14 protein-coding genes are annotated in these 17,799 nt (G+C 61.8%); 5 read left to right on the top strand and 9 right to left on the bottom strand.

All coding sequences use genetic code 11. The features are described 5' to 3' along the window. Positions 1 to 164 precede the first annotated feature (164 nt). Genes ACM6IT_RS24170 through ACM6IT_RS24160 form a run of 3 tightly spaced genes read left to right on the top strand, consistent with a single transcriptional unit; the run spans position 165 to position 5,640 of the window. A complete protein-coding gene (locus ACM6IT_RS24170; RefSeq protein WP_414918831.1) occupies positions 165 to 1,409 on the top strand; it encodes an exonuclease SbcCD subunit D C-terminal domain-containing protein in 1,245 nt (414 codons plus the stop codon). Next, the gene (locus ACM6IT_RS24165; protein ID WP_414918830.1) at positions 1,406 to 5,047 is read left to right on the top strand and encodes an AAA family ATPase; all 3,642 of its coding nucleotides are present in this window, start codon (positions 1,406 to 1,408) and stop codon (positions 5,045 to 5,047) included. Before ACM6IT_RS24170 ends, ACM6IT_RS24165 begins: the two co-directional genes overlap by 4 nt. Beyond that, positions 5,044 to 5,640, top strand: a complete 597-nt coding sequence (locus ACM6IT_RS24160; protein ID WP_414918829.1) for a glutathione S-transferase — start codon at positions 5,044 to 5,046, stop codon at positions 5,638 to 5,640. Before ACM6IT_RS24165 ends, ACM6IT_RS24160 begins: the two co-directional genes overlap by 4 nt. Positions 5,641 to 5,808: 168 nt before the next feature. Here the strand turns inward: ACM6IT_RS24160 and ACM6IT_RS24155 are convergent, their stop codons facing one another. From ACM6IT_RS24155 to ACM6IT_RS24120, 8 genes are all read right to left on the bottom strand, one after another. Continuing rightward, positions 5,809 to 6,066 carry a hypothetical protein gene (locus ACM6IT_RS24155; protein WP_414918828.1) on the bottom strand — a complete coding sequence of 86 codons (258 nt, stop codon included), beginning with the start codon at positions 6,064 to 6,066 and terminating at the stop codon, positions 5,809 to 5,811. Continuing rightward, a complete protein-coding gene (locus tag ACM6IT_RS24150; protein ID WP_414918827.1) occupies positions 6,063 to 6,275 on the bottom strand; it encodes a hypothetical protein in 213 nt (70 codons plus the stop codon). Before ACM6IT_RS24150 ends, ACM6IT_RS24155 begins: the two co-directional genes overlap by 4 nt. Positions 6,276 to 6,541: 266 nt before the next feature. Then, positions 6,542 to 6,721 (bottom strand): hypothetical protein, encoded by a 180-nt coding sequence (locus ACM6IT_RS24145; protein WP_007979950.1) that lies wholly within the window; start codon positions 6,719 to 6,721, stop codon positions 6,542 to 6,544. Positions 6,722 to 6,877: 156 nt separating this feature from the next. Then, the gene (locus tag ACM6IT_RS24140; protein ID WP_414918876.1) at positions 6,878 to 8,047 is read right to left on the bottom strand and encodes a lactonase family protein; all 1,170 of its coding nucleotides are present in this window, start codon (positions 8,045 to 8,047) and stop codon (positions 6,878 to 6,880) included. Then, the gene (locus ACM6IT_RS24135; protein ID WP_414918826.1) at positions 8,040 to 8,378 is read right to left on the bottom strand and encodes a DUF5629 family protein; all 339 of its coding nucleotides are present in this window, start codon (positions 8,376 to 8,378) and stop codon (positions 8,040 to 8,042) included. The genes ACM6IT_RS24140 and ACM6IT_RS24135 overlap by 8 nt, the downstream gene beginning before the upstream one ends. A 54-nt stretch (positions 8,379 to 8,432) precedes the next feature. Continuing rightward, entirely contained in the window at positions 8,433 to 10,013 is a 1,581-nt protein-coding gene (locus ACM6IT_RS24130; protein ID WP_414918825.1) for an aldehyde dehydrogenase (NADP(+)), read from the bottom strand. 10 nt (positions 10,014 to 10,023) lie between these two features. Further along, positions 10,024 to 11,016: an AraD1 family protein gene (gene araD1, locus ACM6IT_RS24125; RefSeq protein WP_223542562.1), complete on the bottom strand. Its 993-nt coding sequence runs from the start codon at positions 11,014 to 11,016 to the stop codon at positions 10,024 to 10,026. Positions 11,017 to 11,175: 159 nt separating this feature from the next. Beyond that, positions 11,176 to 12,498: an MFS transporter gene (locus tag ACM6IT_RS24120; RefSeq protein WP_414918824.1), complete on the bottom strand. Its 1,323-nt coding sequence runs from the start codon at positions 12,496 to 12,498 to the stop codon at positions 11,176 to 11,178. A 194-nt stretch (positions 12,499 to 12,692) separates the two neighbouring features. Here ACM6IT_RS24120 and ACM6IT_RS24115 point away from each other — a divergent pair, with 194 nt between their 5' ends. Continuing rightward, the gene (locus ACM6IT_RS24115; protein WP_414918823.1) at positions 12,693 to 14,429 is read left to right on the top strand and encodes an IlvD/Edd family dehydratase; all 1,737 of its coding nucleotides are present in this window, start codon (positions 12,693 to 12,695) and stop codon (positions 14,427 to 14,429) included. Between the two features lie 178 nt (positions 14,430 to 14,607). Continuing rightward, the gene (locus tag ACM6IT_RS24110; RefSeq protein WP_156385876.1) at positions 14,608 to 15,327 is read left to right on the top strand and encodes a FadR/GntR family transcriptional regulator; all 720 of its coding nucleotides are present in this window, start codon (positions 14,608 to 14,610) and stop codon (positions 15,325 to 15,327) included. 77 nt (positions 15,328 to 15,404) lie between these two features. Here ACM6IT_RS24110 and ACM6IT_RS24105 read toward each other — a convergent pair whose 3' ends face one another. Further along, positions 15,405 to 17,789 (bottom strand): efflux RND transporter permease subunit, encoded by a 2,385-nt coding sequence (locus ACM6IT_RS24105; RefSeq protein ID WP_056727616.1) that lies wholly within the window; start codon positions 17,787 to 17,789, stop codon positions 15,405 to 15,407. Positions 17,790 to 17,799: the final 10 nt, after the last annotated feature.

Raw genomic sequence — 17,799 nt, 5'->3', positions numbered from 1 at the left:
TGGGCCAGAAAAAACTTGGGGCTGCTTCGCGCCCCAACGGGAGCAAGCTCCCTCGCCACAAAACATTCCATCGCGCGACCGGGCATTTAAACCAGTAAACTCTCTCCCCTTTCGCCGCCTTCATTTTTCACGCGGCCATTACCTATTTTGTAGCGGAGTCCGCCTTGCGCTTGTTTCACACCTCCGACTGGCACCTCGGGCAGAACCTGCACGGCCAGGATCGCGATTTCGAACACGGCTGTTTTCTCGAGTGGCTGTTGCGCCAGCTGAAACTGGATCAACCGGATGTGCTGTTGATCGCCGGCGATATCTTCGACACGGTCAATCCGCCGGTCAAAGCCCAGGAACGCCTCTACGACTTCATCGTCAGCGCCCACGAACAGCAGCCGTTGCTGACCATCGTGATGATTGCCGGCAACCACGATTCCGGCTCGCGGATTGAACTGCCCGCCCCCTTGATGCGCCGCTTGCGCACTCATGCGCTGGGCCGCGTGCTGTGGCTCGACGACGGTCAACTGGACGCCGAGCGCCTGTTGCTGCCGTTGCCCGATGCCAGTGGTGAAGTCGCCGGCTGGTGCCTGGCGCTGCCATTCCTGCGTCCGGCGGAAGTCACCGGCGCGCATTTGGGCGACAACTACCTGCGCGGGATCGGCCAGGTGCACGAGTGGCTGATCGAAGCGGCCAACGCCAAGCGCCAGCCGGGCCAGGCACTGATTGCCATCAGCCACGCGCACATGGCCGGCGGCTCGGTGTCGGAAGACTCCGAGCGCAGCCTGATCATCGGCAACGCCGAAGCCCTGCCCGCCAGCCTGTTCGGGCCGAGCATCAGCTACGTGGCCCTCGGCCACTTGCACAAGCCGCAGAAAGTCAACGGCGAGGAGCGCATCCGCTATAGCGGCTCGCCGATTCCGCTGTCGTTCTCCGAGATCAGCTATCAGCACCAGATTCTCGACATCAAGCTCGACGGCGAAACCCTGCTCAGCGTCGAGCCGAAACTGATCCCCCGCGCGGTCAACCTGCAACGCATCGGCCCGGCGCCTTTGAGCGAGATCCTGCTGCAACTGGCGGACCTGCCGAACATCGACCTGCTGGCCGAGATCCAGCGCCAGCCATGGCTGGAAGTGCGGGTGCGCCTCGACGAGCCGCAGCCCGACCTGCGCAATCAAGTGGAAACCGCCCTGCAAGGCAAGGCCGTGCGCCTGGTGCGCATCGCCGCCGAGTACGCCGGCAACGGCGGCCGTGACGGTGCCGAGGAAGGCAGCACGCTGATCGAACTGGACCAGCTCACGCCTCAGGAACTGTTCAGCCGCGCTTGGCAGGACAACTACGGCAGCGAAGTCGACGAGCAGACCCTCAAGGACTTTGCCGTGCTGTTGCAGGACGTGCAGATGGAGAGCGAACAGCCATGAAAATCCTCGCGATCCGCCTGAAAAACCTTGCCTCCCTGGCCGGGCCGTTTGAAATCGACTTCACCGCCGAACCCCTGGCCAGTGCTGGACTATTCGCCATCACCGGCCCCACCGGCGCCGGTAAAAGCACCTTGCTCGATGCCCTGTGCCTGGCGCTGTTTGGCGCTGTGCCGCGCCTGAACAACACCGGCCGCGACGCCAAGGTGCCGGATGCCGACGGCGAAATCGCTACCGGCGATCCGCGTACCCTGCTGCGTCGCGGCACGGGCGAAGGCTACGCGGAAGTGGATTTCGTCGGTGTCGACGGCCGCCGTTACCGCGCCCGCTGGGAAGCCAATCGCGCCCGGGACAAGGCCGCCGGCAAGCTGCAGGCCAGCCGCCAGAGCTTGCGTGACATCGATCAGGATCAATTGCTCGCCAGCCAGAAAGGCGAATACAAGACTCAGCTCGAAGCCGCGCTGGGCCTGAATTTCGAACAGTTCACCCGCGCGGTGATGTTGGCGCAAAGCGAGTTCAGCGCCTTCCTCAAGGCCGACGACAACGACCGCAGCGAACTGCTGGAAAAACTCACCGACACGGCGCTCTACACCCGTCTCGGCCGTCGCGCCTTCGACAAGGCCAAGGAGGCTCGCGAGGCGCACAAGCTGCTGCAGGATCAGGCCAGCGGTGTGACGCCACTGTCGCCCGAAGCACGCGCGGAACTGGACGGGCGCTTCAACGAAGCGCAGCAGCGACTCAAGACCCAACAGGCGCAGCTCAAACAACTTGAACTGCAGGACACCTGGCTCAAGGACCTGCGTCGCTTGCAGGACGAACATCTGGCCGCCAGCGAACAACTGCAATCGGCCCAGACCCACTGGGAGGCCTTGGCCAGTGAGCGCTTGAGGTTCACCCGCCTCGAACAGCTGGCCCCGCAACGGCACCAGTTCGCCCGTAAAGCCGAGGTCGATGCGCTGCTGACACCCTTGGCGACGCAAATTGCCTTGCACACGCAGCAGCATGGCGAACTCGGCGAGCGTCAGACGCAGCTTGAGCAACAGCTCGGCAGCGCGCGGATCGCCTTGAGCGAAACCCAACAACGACAAACCGACAGCACACCGTTGCTGCGTCAGGCCTTCGAAGCCCAAAGCACCCTCGCCCGCCTGGCCAAGGACACCGCCCTCAGCGCCGAAGCCAGGCAACAGGCGCAACAGGCCTGCACCCAGGGCCAGGGCACGATTCAGACCTTGCTCGATCAGCAAGCCCGTGGCGCCGCGGACTTGCAACGCATCGCCACCGAGCTGGAGCGAAGCACCCATCTGGCTCCGTTGAGCGATGCCTGGAATGCCTACCGCGATCGCCTGCAACAGTTGATGTTGATCGGCAACCGGTTGAATCAGGGCCATGCCGAACTGGCCAGCCTCGAACAAAACGCCGCGAGCACCGAACAAGCGCTCACCACGCAGAAGCAACAACTGGAGGTACTGTTCAAGGAGGCCGGCGCCGAACCGGATGCCGTCGCCGAGCAGATCGGCATTCTGGGCAGCCTGTTGCAGGACAACCGCAAGCAACTGCGCGCCGTCGAAGACCTTGCGCGCCTGTGGGCCAGCCAGCAGGACCTGGACAAACGCGGTGCCGAGCTGCAACAACGCCAGCTCAGCGCACAGCAGGAACGTGAACGCCTGACCCAGGACGGGGTCAAGGCCAAGGCTGACCTGAGCGTTGCCGAACAGACCCTCAACGTCACGCGCGAGCTGCTGGAGCGCCAACGTCTGGCGCGCAGTGCCAGTGTCGAAGAGCTGCGCGCGCAGTTGCAGGACGATCAGCCATGCCCGGTCTGCGGCAGCAACGAACATCCCTATCATCAGCCGGAAGCCTTGCTGCAGAGCCTCGGTCGTTTTGATGAAAGCGAACAGGCCAATGCGCAGAAGGCCGTCGACCTGCTCAAGGAAAAACTCACTGACTTGCGCGCCGAAGTCGGCGGGCTGATCGCCCAGCAAAAAGAACTGCTGCAACAGCAGGAGCAACTGGCGACCCAGCAGCAAGCCCTCGCCCCGAGCCTGGAAGCGCATCCGTTGGCGACCCAACTGCTGAACCAGGATGCCGCCAAACGCGATGCCTGGCTCGTTCAGCAAAACAGTCAGCTCAACCAGAGCATCAGCCAGGACGAGCAACGGCAGAGCGCGCTGCTCACCCTGCAACAGGATGCCGCGCGCCTGACCCAGCAACTGCGTCACGCCGAAACCGCGCACCAGCAGGCGGCCCAGCACCTGAGCAATCAACAGCGCGAACTGGACAACGACCGCCAGCGCCTGGACGAAGAACTCAAGGCATTCGCCAGCCTGCTGCCGGCCGAGACCCTGCAAGCGCTGCGCGACGAACCGGCCGCGACCTTCATGCAGCTCGACCGGCAGATCGCCGAGCGACTGGCGCAACTCGAGCAACAAAAGGAAGAACTGGCCGAGCAGCAACAGCGCCAGCAAAACCTGGAGAAGGAACAGGATCGCCAGCAAAGCCGCATGCAGCAATTGCAGGCCGCCGAACAGCAATTCAGCGGGCTGGCCGAGCAGCAACAGGCGAGCCAGCACACGCTCGGGCAATTACTCGGCGAACACAGCAGCGCCGAGCATTGGCAACAGCAACTGGAACAGGCCGTGGAACAGGCCCGCAGCGCCGAAGCCAGCACTGCGCAGACGCTGCAAAGCGTTCTCACGCAATCAGTGCAACTCGCCGCCGAACTCAAGGCCCAGCAGGAGCGCTTGCACGCACTGGAAGGCGAAGAACGCGAGCTCGCCGGCAAGATCGGTGACTGGCGCGCCCGCCATCCCGAACTGGATGACGGCGGCCTCGAAGACCTGCTGCGCGTCGACGACACTCAGGTCAGCGAACTGCGCCAGCGCTTGCAGCACAGCGAAAAAGCCATCGAACAGGCCCGCGTCCTGGTGCAGGAGCGCGACAAGCGCTTGATCGATCACCAGGCACAACACAATGGCAACCTCGACGCCGAGCAGTTGGCCAGTGCGCTGATCGACCTGCAAAACCTCGCCGCCACCAGCGAGCAACACTGCGCCGAACTGCGCGCCGAGCAGGCCGAGGACCAACGCCGGCAGAACGCCAATCAGGCCCTGGCGCAGCAGATTGCCGACGCCTACAACGAGTATCAACGCTGGGCGCGCCTCAATGCGTTGATCGGCTCCGCCACCGGCGACACCTTCCGCAAGATCGCCCAGGCCTACAACCTTGACCTGCTGGTACACCACGCCAACGTGCAATTGCGCCAACTGGTGCGCCGCTACCGCCTCAAGCGCGGCGGCAGCATGCTCGGGTTGCTGGTGATGGACACCGAAATGGGCGACGAACTGCGTTCGGTGCATTCACTGTCCGGTGGCGAGACCTTCCTGGTCTCGCTGGCACTGGCCCTCGGTCTGGCGTCGATGGCCTCGAGCACGCTGAAAATCGAGTCGCTGTTCATCGACGAAGGCTTCGGCAGCCTCGATCCCGAATCCCTGCAACTGGCCATGGACGCCCTCGATGGCTTGCAGGCCCAGGGCCGCAAGGTCGCGGTGATTTCCCACGTACAGGAAATGCATGAACGGATTCCGGTGCAGATTCAAGTCCAGCGCCAGGGCAACGGCCTGAGCACCCTGGAGGTGAAATGAACACCCTGTATTCCTTCCGCCGCTGCCCGTACGCCATGCGCGCACGCATGGCCCTGCGCTACTCGGGCGTGGCCGTGGACATCGTCGAAGTCAGCCTGAAGGCCAAGCCCGCCGAAATGCTCGCGCTGTCGGGCAAAGGCACGGTGCCGGTGCTGAGCGCCGATGGCCGGGTGATCGACGAAAGCCTCGACATCATGCGCTGGGCCCTGGCACAGAACGATCCCCAGGACTGGCTGCTCAAGGACGATCCTGACGCAGCGGCGCAAATCACCCCCCTGATCGAACAGAACGATCAGGTGTTCAAGGTGCACTTGAATCGTTACAAGTACGCCGAGCGTTATCCCGAGCAGCCGATGGAGGTTTATCGCGGCGAGGGCGAGGTGTTTTTGCAAAGGCTGGAGACGTTGCTGGAGGAACGCGACTACTTGCTCGCCAACCATCCAAGCCTGGCCGATGTGGCGTTGATGCCCTTCGTGCGCCAGTTCGCCCACGTCGACCGCGACTGGTTCGCGCAAACGCCCTATCGGCGTTTGCAGGACTGGTTGCAGCGGTTTCTGGAGTCAGACTTGTTTACCGGTGTGATGCGCAAGTAAGCCACCGCACACTGTGGCGAGGGAGCTTGCTCCCGCTGGGCTGCGAAGCGGCCCCAATGTCAGACGGTTGGTTTTTCCAGGCAGACCGCGTTAGGCGATTTGCGACTACTGCGTAGCCGAGCGGGAGCAAGCTCCCTCGCCACAAAAGCCCTTTATCCGCAGCAGGCTTCAGGCCAACACCTCACACATCCCGATCGCCGAGCAATCCACCAGGAACGGCCCGAACACCACGCTTTCATTCCTGATCGGTGGATTGCCGGCGAGCATGCCCTGGGCACTGGCGTTTTCGATGTTGCGGGCAATGTTGTGATTGGCTTCGATGGCCCGTGCCACCGAGCCCGCCGAGCCCTGGCCGATCCCCAACAGGGAGGATCCGTTGGTCATGAACGCCAGGAAGGCGATGACCCAGAGTCTGTGCCCTTTCATGCGCCGACGACTCCCGCGAGTTCCGCCTGATCAACGCTCGCGTTTTGCCCACGGTGTTCAAACTGGATGCCGGGATGAGCGACCTGGATCGGCGTTTCGAAGGTGGATTGCGACTGCGCTGAAAGACTGACCACCAGCACCATGGCAAGGTAAAGACCGATCGCCACATAGGCGCCGTGTTTGGCAGAAGTGAGAATTGCGCTGGCCATGATGTTCTCCGCAGGCATGTTTCAATGCCTACAGAATCGATCAAAAAAGCCTGGGTAACCACTCAGGGTTATCCATAGTGACCATCAGCTTCATTGATCATTAAGCCAGGCTATTTCAGCCTTCAATAGAACTAATCAGGGGATTCGCGGGCAGCATGCGTTATGCAGGAGCGACACCACTCTGATCGTTTTCAACACCTGCTATTCAACTTCAGGCGCTTCGATCATCAGTGACTTCGCTCCTGCATAAAGGCAGGGCTGAACGTTCAGGCTTGGGTTTTGTGATCCAGCGCGGCGTAGAAGTTGGCGCTCTGTTGCAGGTATTTCTGGGTGTAGCTCTGGGTGTGGGCTTTTTTGTCGCTGATTTCAACGTTGGCGCTGGCTGGCAACGCAACGGTGGCGGAAATGGCGGAAGCGGCGATGACAGAGAAGATGTTGAAGTTCATGGCGGTATTCCTCGGATTCGGTTGGCTTGCTTGCCCGGTGGGGCCGTGAAGCAAACTTAACCCTCGAGGGTTCGTGCCTTGAAATGCTTTGTAGCAGTACCAGATATCAGCGTCATTGATAAAAGCAGGCAGGCCCCATCAACCGGGGCCTGCGGCTTATTGACGCAGTAGAAACCTGAGGTCACTCGGGGCATCCATCGGCAGTTTTTGCACGGTCTTGCCCAGCAGACCGGTCCTGGCGTCGCGTTCGACGACGACAATCTGGTTGCTCTTCTGATTGGCGATCAACAGGAATTTGCCGCTCGGATCGAGGCTGAATTCCCGCGGATGATCGCCCTCCACCGCCCGGCGTTGCAGTTCACTGAGGTGACCGGTCGCCGGATCGATGGCAAACACCAACAGTTGATTGGCGGTACCACGGTTGCTGACGTAGAGGAACTTGCCATCAGCCGAGGCATGCAATGCCGCCGCAGCCTTGTCTGAAACTGGCTGTCCGGCAGCCAGATCGACCATTTGCGTCTGTTCGAGTTGGCCGTCGTGGTAGTCGAACACCGCCACTTGCGCGCTCATTTCCATGGTCAGCCAGGCGTGTTTGCCATCGGCGCTGAACAGCAGGTGGCGCGGCCCGCTACCCGGCGGCAGCTGCACGAATGCCGGGGTGGCCGGGGTCAACGGCAGTTCCGGGTTGGCCTTGGGGTCGAAGCGGTAGGCAAACACCTTGTCGGCGCCCAGGTCATTGGCGAACACGTATTTGCCGTCCGGTGACGGGATGGTCGAATGCACATGGGCCGAGGCCTGGCGCTCGGGATTGACCCGGCTCGCCGGGTGGCTGCTCATCTGCACCACCGGTTTGAGCTTGCCGTCGGCCGTCACTGGCAATACCGCCAGGGTGCCGCCCGGGTCTTCGGCCACCGAGTAATTGCTGACAAACAGATGGCTGCCATCGATGCTGAGACTGGAATGGGTTGGCTCGCTGCCCAGGCTTTGCACCTGGCTGATCAGGCTCAGCGCGTGGGTCTTGGGATCAATCGCAAAACTGCTGACGCGCCCTACCGGATCGGTCTGGCCCGGGCCGTTTTCATTGACCACGAACAGGTGTCGCCGATCCTTCGACAGGGTCAGCCACGACGGGTTTTCGCTCTTGATCACTTGCAGTGGGCTGGCATCGATCTGCCCGGTGCCGCTGTCGAACACCAGGCGGTAGATGCCCTGGCTTTGACCGGCGGTGTAGGAACCCACCAGCAATTGGACACTCTCGGCCATCGCCGTTTGTACGCCCATGGCGCCGATGCTGCCGGCCATCAACAATGGCCAGAGGTTACGCATCGCCTTGGTCGTCATCTTCGTTGTCACCGCTGACGACATCGCCCAGGCACACCAAACGGTGTTCACCCGAGTCACCGGTGATCAACCAGCTTTGCAGCGAGGTATCGAAGGTCGCGGCCTGGATCTGCGCCGGGGTGAACTCCCAGTGTTTGGCCGCACGGCCATCCATGCATTCAATGTGTAGGTTATCATCCTCGTCGAGGGCGAATTCGAAGGCATGCAGCCCGTCGATCTCCACCATTCCGCAGTGTTCGAGGGCATTGAGCAAGGTGTCGGTTGGGGGAGTCATGGCAATCAGTCTTTGAATGGGAAAGACGCAATGATAGCTCATGCACCACCTCCCCTGTAGGAGCGAGCTCGCTCCCACAGGGATTGTGACTGGCAGTTAAAGTGCCTCGCGGGACGACTGCCCATCCACCAGTCGCTGGATGCGCAATGGATTGCCGTTCTTCAGCGCATCCGGCAGCAAGCTGTCCGGGTAGTTCTGGAAGCACACCGGGCGCAGGAAACGATCGATGGCCAGTGTGCCCACCGACGTACCGCGCGCATCGGACGTTGCCGGGTAAGGCCCGCCGTGAACCATCGAATCGCAGACTTCCACGCCCGTCGGATAACCATTGAGCAGGATGCGTCCGACCTTCTGTTCCAGCAATGCCGTCAGCCCGGCGAACTGCTCGAAGTCTTCCGGCTCGCCAATGACGGTAGCGGTCAACTGGCCGTGCAGGCCGTTCAAGGCCGCCATCAACTGCGTATGATCGGCCACTTCAACCACCACCGTGGTCGGGCCGAACACTTCCTCCTGCAACACTTCATCGCCATCGAGCAGCAGGCTGACATCGGCCTTGAACAGCTGCGGTTGCGCCTGATTGCCCTGCTGCGGATTGCCGGCCAGGTGCTCGATCCCCGGATGCGCGAGCAGTTTTTGCAAGCCCTGGTCATAGCTGCTCAGGGTTCCGGCATTGAGCATGGTTTGCGCCGGCTGGTCACCCATCAACCCGGCCACTTGCTGCACAAAGGCACTGAATGGCGCTGAGCGAATGCCGATCACCAGGCCCGGATTGGTGCAGAATTGGCCGCAGCCCTGGACCACCGACGCCGTGAGTTCCCGAGCAACGGTATCGGCTCGCGCCTGCAACGCCTGGGGCAAGACGATCACCGGGTTGATGCTCGACATTTCGGCGAACACCGGTATCGGTTGCGCACGGGCCGCCGCCATGTCGCACAAGGCACGACCGCCCTTGAGTGAACCGGTGAAGCCCACCGCCTGAATCGCCGGATGCTTGACCAGTGCCGCGCCAACGCCCCCGCCATGGATCATGTTGAACACGCCGGCCGGCATCCCGGTTTTCTCGGCGGCGCGGATGATCGCGTCAGCCACCCATTCAGCGGTGGCCATGTGACCGCTGTGGGCCTTGAACACCACCGGGCACCCGGCGGCCAGCGCCGAGGCGGTATCGCCGCCGGCGGTGGAGAACGCCAGCGGAAAGTTGCTGGCACCGAACACGGCCACAGGTCCCAGACCGATCCGGTATTGACGCAGGTCCGGGCGCGGCAACGGTTGACGCTCCGGCAATGCCCGGTCGATCCGTGCACCGTAGAAGTCACCGCGACGCAGCACTTTGGCAAACAGACGCATCTGCCCGCTGGTGCGTCCACGCTCGCCTTGAATCCGGCCGGCCGGCAGCGCCGTTTCGCGGCAGACCACTGCGACAAAATCATCACCGAGGGCATCCAGTTCATCGGCGATGGCCTCGAGAAACTGCGCCCGCCGCTCCGCGCTCAGGCTGCGATACGCCGGATACGCGGCCGCCGCCGCGCTGGCCGCCGCATCGACTTCCTGCGGGGTCGCCTGATAGAAATCATGGGGCAATGCCTCACCGGTGGTGGCATCGACACTCTGCAATTTGACGCTGCCGGCGGCGCTGCGTTGGCCGCCGATGTAGTTGTGTCCAAGAATCCGGGTCATGGGTAACTCCTCAAAGTGTGCCGACGGTGCCGGGTTCAAAAGCCGCTGCGACCGGAGCGATGCCATTGATCAATGGCGCGCCGAATTCGGCCTGGGTGATCTCGAACACGTCACCCGGTTGCGTGCGAACGCCGTCGGCAAAGGACAGGGTCGCCGTGCCGAAGAAGTGAATGTGCACATCCCCCGGTCGCAGGAACTGGCTGTATTTGAAATGATGGAATTCGAGGTTGGCGAGGCTGTGGCACATGTTCGCCTCGCCACTGAGAAACTCGTTCTGCCACAGCACTTCGCCGTCCCGCAGGATGCGGCTGGTGCCCGCCAGATGCTGCGGCAGTTCGCCGACCCGCAGTTCCGGGCCATAGCTGCAGCTGCGCAGTTTCGAGTGGGCCAGGTACAGGTAGTTCTTGCGCTCCATGACGTGATCGGAGAACTCGTTGCCCACGGCAAACCCCAGGCGATACGGCTTGCCGTCCTGACCAATCACGTACAGGCCGGCGATCTCCGGCTCTTCACCGGCATCTTCGGCAAACGGCGGCAAGGGAAACGGCTGGCCGGGCCTGACGACGATGCTGCCATCGCCTTTGTAGAACCACTCCGGTTGCACACCGGCTTCATCCACTGCTGGCTTACCGCCCTCGACGCCCCACTTGAAGATGCGCATGGTGTCGGTCAGCGCGGATTCGTCGCCGCTCTGCTGATGCATCTTGTCCCGGGCCGACGCACTGCCCAGATGGGTCAGGCCCGTACCGCTGACCAGCATGTGCGCCGGGTCCGCATGGTCCAGCGGCGGCAGGATGCGCCGTTGCGTCAGCAGTTCGGCATAGTCGTGGCTGATGCCCAGCCCCAGGCTTTGCACCTGTTGCTCAAGGCTTGCGCCCGCCTCGATCGCCGCCAATGCCAGATCGCGAACGGTGCGCGCGTCCTGCACTTCACGGACCAGGCCTGCCTCGACCACGCCGACACGGCGTACGCCGTTACTCAATTCGAACTGAACCAAACGCATGAATTTTTCTCCTGTTAACAATTCTTCAAAACACCTCAGAACCAATGTGGGAGCGGGCTTGCTCGCGAAGAGGCCGTCATACCCGACATCATCGGTGACTGACACTCCGCTTTCGCGAGCAAGCCCGCTCCCACATTTGGTCGGTGTGAACCCTCAAAATCAGGTTCGGGAAGCCCCACGTGCACTGGCCGCAAACTCATCGGCTGGCAGGACGTGCTTGCGTTCCAGCAGGCGATAGACGATGCCAGTCAGAATCAGGCCGAACACCATCACCCCCGACAGGAAGTACAGGCCTGACGCCAGGTTGCCGGTGTATTCCTTGAGCGCGCCGATCACGAACGGACCGATGTAGCCGCCGAGGTTGCCCACCGAGTTGATCAGCGCAATTCCCGCCGCCGCACTGGCACCGGCAAAGAAACGGCCCGGCAACGTCCAGAACACCGCCGTGCAGGAAAACAGTGCGAACGCCACCAGGCACAGCGCGGCCAGCTGCAACACCGGCACCGACAGCCAGGCACTCAGGAACAAACCGATGGCGCCCAATACATAAAGCACTGCCAGATGGCCGTAACGATCATTCAAACGGTCAGAGCTGCGCGGAATGATCAACAGACCGACGATCCCGAAAATGTAGGGCACCGAAGACACGAACCCGGTCACCAGATCGCTGCCGCCGAACTGCTTGATCAACGTCGGCAGCCACAAGCCGAGGCCGTAAATGCTCAGTGTCACCGGCAGGTAGAACAGCGCCAACAGCAAGACGCGTTTGTCCTTGAGCGCATGCAAGGGATTGCCGTGGCGGGTCTGGCCGTAGGCTTCGAGGTCCTTTTTCAGCTCGCCGGTGAGCCAGTCCTTTTCCGCCTGGTCCATCCACTTCACTTGCTGCGGGCCGTCGGGCAACCAGCGCAACACCGGCCAGGTCAGCAGGATCGCCGGGGTGCCGATGACGATGAACAACCACTGCCAGCCGTGCAGGCCGAGCACGCCGTCCATGCCCAGCAAGCCGCCAGACACGGGGCCGGTGATCATCATGGCAATGGGTTGCGACAGGATGAACAGCCCGAGGATCTTGCCGCGATGGCGAACCGGGAACCATTGGGTGATGTAGTACAGAACGCCCGGGAAGAACCCGGCCTCGGCGGCGCCGAGCAGAAAGCGCATCACATAGAAGCTGTTCGGCCCCTGGACGAAGGCCATGCCGATGGTGATGGTGCCCCAGGTGACCATGATCCGCGCAAACCAGCGTCGTGCGCCGAAGCGGTCGAGCATCAGGTTGCTGGGGATTTCCAGCAGGAAGTAGCCAATGAAGAACAACCCTGCGCCAAGGCCGTAGGCCGCATCACCCAGGCCAATGTCGGCGCCCATGTGCAGTTTGGCGAAGCCCACCGCGGAGCGGTCCACATAGGCGATCAGGTACAGCAGGATCAGGAAAGGAATCAGTTTCAGCGTGATGCGACGGATAAGCCGCAGTTCCTGGCTCATGAGATCGGTCTCCGATTGTTGTTGTTATAGAACCTCGGGGGACGCCTCTCGCGAACAATTCGCCAGGGCCATCCCTCCGTTTGAGCGGACTATATAGTAATACTATTTATGCAACAACACTTCCAAAGCGCAGAATTTGCGCTTATGTTACACCTCAGCTCGAACAATATAGTCATACAATAAGAGAACCGATCATGTCTGATAAGAAACCCACCCTGCGTTCCGCCCAATGGTTTGGCACCGCCGACAAGAACGGCTTCATGTACCGCAGCTGGATGAAGAATCAGGGCATCGCCGACCATCAGTTCCATGGCAAGCCGATCATCGGCATCTGCAACACCTGGTCGGAACTGACCCCGTGCAACGCGCATTTCCGCCAGATTGCCGAGCACGTCAAACGCGGTGTGATCGAGGCCGGCGGCTTCCCGGTGGAGTTTCCGGTGTTCTCCAACGGCGAATCGAACCTGCGCCCCACCGCCATGCTCACCCGCAACCTGGCGAGCATGGATGTCGAAGAAGCCATTCGCGGCAACCCGATCGATGGCGTGGTGCTGCTGACCGGCTGCGACAAAACCACCCCGGCCTTGCTGATGGGCGCCGCCAGTTGCGACGTGCCAGCCATCGTTGTCACCGGCGGGCCAATGCTCAACGGCAAGCACAAGGGCAAGGACATCGGCTCCGGCACCGTGGTCTGGCAGCTCAGCGAACAGGTCAAGGCCGGCACCATCAGCATCGACGATTTCCTCGCGGCCGAGGGCGGCATGTCCCGCTCGGCCGGCACCTGCAACACCATGGGCACGGCCTCGACCATGGCCTGCATGGCCGAAGCACTGGGTACCTCCCTGCCCCACAACGCGGCGATTCCAGCGGTAGATGCGCGCCGTTATGTGTTGGCGCACATGTCCGGCATGCGTGCCGTGGAGATGGTGCGCGAAGACTTGAAGCTATCGAAGATCCTCACCAAGGAAGCCTTCGAAAACGCCATTCGCGTCAATGCCGCCATCGGCGGTTCGACCAACGCAGTGATCCACCTGAAAGCCATTGCCGGGCGCATCGGCGTGGAGCTGGATCTGGATGACTGGACCCGTATCGGTCGCGGCATGCCGACCATCGCCGACCTGCAACCGTCCGGGCGTTTCCTGATGGAAGAATTCTATTACGCCGGTGGCTTGCCCGCCGTGCTGCGTCGCCTCGGTGAAGCCAACCTGATCCCGAACCCGAATGCCTTGACCGTCAATGGCAAGTCCATCGGCGAGAACACCAGGGACGCGCCGATCTATGGCGAAGACGAAGTGATCCGCACCCTCGACAACCCGATCCGCGCCGACGGCGGCATCTGTGTCTTGCGCGGCAACCTGGCACCGCTGGGCGCCGTGCTAAAGCCGTCCGCCGCCACGCCCGAACTGATGCAGCATCGCGGCCGCGCAGTGGTATTCGAGAACTTCGACATGTACAAGGCGCGGATCAACGATCCGGAACTGGACGTGGATGCCAACTCGATACTGGTGATGAAGAACTGCGGGCCGAAGGGTTATCCGGGCATGGCCGAGGTCGGCAACATGGGCCTGCCGGCCAAGCTGCTGGCCCAGGGCGTGACCGACATGGTACGTATTTCCGACGCGCGCATGAGCGGCACCGCGTACGGCACTGTTGTCCTGCACGTCGCCCCGGAAGCCGCTGCCGGCGGACCGCTGGCCGCCGTGAAAGAAGGCGACTGGATCGAACTCGATTGCGCCAGCGGCCGTTTGCACCTGGACATCCCGGACGCCGAACTGGCCGCGCGCATGGCTGACCTGCAACCGCCGCAGAACCTGATCGTCGGTGGCTATCGTCAGCTCTACATCGACCACGTGCTGCAAGCGGACCAGGGCTGCGACTTCGACTTCCTGGTCGGTTGCCGCGGGGCTGAAGTGCCGCGTCATTCCCACTAAAAAAAAGATCGCAGCCTCCGGCAGCTCCTACGGGATTCAGGTCAGACACATTCATTGTGGTGAACCGGATCTCTGTAGGAGCTGCCGAAGGCTGCGATCTTTTCAAGGGCTGGATCGCCTACCGTCCGCGCCTGCTATCATGCGCGACACCTATTCGCACAGGACCGCGCCGTTTCCCATGGATTACCGCAAACCCTCCGACCGCAAAAGCATGCACTCGCGCATCGTCCAGGAACTGGGCATGCAGATCGTCTCGGGACGTTTCCTGCCGGACGACAAGCTGCCCGCCGAAGCGCTGTTGTGCGAAGAATATGCGGTCAGCCGACCGGTGTTGCGTGAGGCCACCCGGGTCCTGGTCGCCAAGGGCCTGGTGTATTCCCGCCCGCGGGTCGGCACCGTGGTCAAGCCGCGCAAGGACTGGCACATGCTCGATCCGGACGTGCTGCACTGGTTGATGCAAAGCAGTCCGCAGAATCAGTTTTTCGACCTGCTGACCAGCGTGCGCAGCATCATCGAACCGGCCGCTGCCGCCCTCGCCGCACAATTCGCCACGGAAGCGGACATTGCCTCCATCGGTGAGGCCTACCAGCGCATGGAAGCCGCGCCGACGCCGGAGGCTCTGTTGCAGCCGGACCTGGACTTCCACAGTCGCATCGCCGATGCCACGCACAACGACCTGCTGGCCAACCTGTGCAACATGCTCTCGGTGGCCATCGCCGAAGCCTTGAAGCATTCCAACCAGCGACCGAACCTGCATGAACTGGCGCTGCCCCGGCACAAGGCGATCCTGACCGCCATCGAGAATCGTGATGCCCTAGGCGCGCGGCATGCGACGCTGGTGCAACTCGATGATGCGCGCAGTGCGTTGAATGTGGTTTTGGGTAGCGATCCTTCGTAATGGCTGCGATCTTTTGATCTTCGCCCAAATAAAAAAGCCGCAACCTGAGGTTGCGGCTTTTTTGATTCAGCGATCGATCAGTGGGCAAACAACGAATTGCCCTTCTGCCCCGCCAGTTTCTCGGGCTTGATCAGGAACCGCGCCAGTGCCGGCAACAGCCACAACGCACCGAACATGTTCCACAGCAGCATGAAGGTCAGCATCAGGCCCATGTCGGCCTGGAACTTGATGGCCGAGAAGATCCAGGTGCACACGCCGATGGCCAGGCACAGGCCGGTGAACAGCACCGCCTTACCGGTCGACTTCAGCGTCTGGTAGTACGCCTCTTGCAGCGGCAGGCCGGCACGCAGGAAGCTTTCCAGGCGACTGTAGATGTAGATGCCGTAGTCCACGCCAATCCCCACCCCGAGCGCCACGACCGGCAGGGTCGCGACTTTCACGCCGATGCCCATGAAGGCCATCAGGGCGTTGCCGAGTACCGAGGTCAGCACCAGCGGCAGCACGATGCACAATGTCGCCGCCCACGAACGGAAGGTGATCATGCACATGACCGCCACACAGATGTACACCAGGATCAGGATGGTCAGCTCGGACTTCTTGATCACCTCGTTGGTGGCCGCCTCGATCCCGGCGTTACCGGCGGCGAGGATGAACTCCAGGCCTTCCTTGTTGTTTTCCTTGGCGAACTCCTGCACCGCATGCACCGCGCGATCCAGGGTCTCGGCCTTGTGATCGTTGAGGAACACCAGCACCGGCGCCAGGGAACAGCTGTTGTTGTACAGGCCGTCGGCGCGGGCAATGGAGTTGTTCAGCACATCAGGATTGCGCGACAGGGTTTCCCATTTCAGGTTGCCCTCGTTCATGCCCTTGATCATTTGCTTGGACACGGTCACCAGGGAAATCGCCGACTGCACGCCCTCGGTGTTCTGCATCTTCCACATCAGCTCGTCGATCGGCGCCATGGCTTCATAGCGCGAGCAGCCTTCGGACTTGGTCTTGACCATCACCACCAACACATCGGAGCTGGTGGAGTAGTTGTTGATGATGAAGTTGTTGTCCTTGTTGTAGCGCGAGTCCGGACGCAGTTCCGGTGCACCCTGGTCGAGGTCGCCGATTTTCAGGTTCTGGCTGTACCACAGGCCGCCGCCAAAGGCGATCAATGCCAGCAGAATGGAAACCGGGGCAACCTTGGCGCTGGCGAAGTTCGACAGCAGGCGCCAGAACGGATGCTCGCGCACCGCGTCTTTCTTGCTGCGCTCGACCGCACGCTTGCTGATGCCGACATAGGAAATCGCCACCGGCAGCAGGATCAGGTTGGTGAACACGATCACCGCCACACCGATGGATGCGCCGATGGCCAGTTCACGGATCACACCGATATCGATGATCAACAGCGTGATGAAACCCACGGCATCGGCGAGGATCGCGATCATCCCCGGCAGGAACAATTGACGGAACGTACGGCGCGCCGCCGTGAGGGCGTTGTCCGCCTCGCTCGATTGCAGGGCGATCCCGTTGATCTTCTGTACGCCGTGGGAAATACCGATGGCGAAAATCAGGAACGGCACCAGCATCGAATAGGGGTCGAGCCCGAAGCCGAAGAAGTGCATCAAGCCCAGTTGCCAGACCACTGCCACCAGCGTCGTGCTCAACACGGCGACGGTACTGCGCAGGCAGTTGGTGAACCACAGCAGGAGGATCAGGGTGATGACGAAGGCGATGCCGAAGAACATCACCACCATCACCAGGCCATCGATCAGGTCACCGACTTTCTTGGCAAAACCGACAATGTGGATCTTCACGTTCGGGTTCTGTGCTTCGAACTTGGTGCGGATCTTGTCTTCAAGCTCGTGGGAGAACTGGCGATAGTCCAGCGCCAGCAGCTTGCCCTGGTCCTGCGGGTCCGGGTAGGACTCCAGCAATGGAATGTCGACGATGCTCGACTTGAAATCGTTGGACACCAACCGCCCGACCTGACCGGACTTGAGCACGTTGTTGCGCAGCAAGTCGAGGCTGGCCTGGGAGCCGTTGTAGCTCTGCGGAATCACTTCACCGCCGGCGAAGCCCTCTTCAGTCACTTCGGTCCAGCGAATGCTCGGGCTCCACAGCGACTTGAGGCCGGAACGGTCGACACCGGAGATGTAGAACACTTCGTCGTTGATCTGACGCAGGGTCTCCATGTACTCCTTGGAGAAGATGTCGCCATCGGTGGCTTCCACCGAGATCCGCACGGTGTTGCCCAGGTTCGCCAGATCGTTGCGGTGCTCCATCATCTTCTGGATGAAGGGATGCTCCAGCGGGATCATTTTTTCGAAGCTGGTGGACGGACGGATCAGCGTCGCCTGCCAGAACAGGAAAATACTGACCAGCAGGCAGATCGTGATCACTGCCGGGCGGTTGTTGAAGATCAGGCGCTCGAGGAACGTCGCCTTGTCCTGGTGATGAGTACTTAAAGAGGTCATACGCCCGCCT

The sequence above is a fragment of the Pseudomonas sp. IT-P4 genome (genome assembly GCF_949767755.1).
Lineage (GTDB): Bacteria > Pseudomonadota > Gammaproteobacteria > Pseudomonadales > Pseudomonadaceae > Aquipseudomonas > Aquipseudomonas monachiensis.
This window is presented reverse-complemented; position numbering and strand designations above follow the sequence as displayed.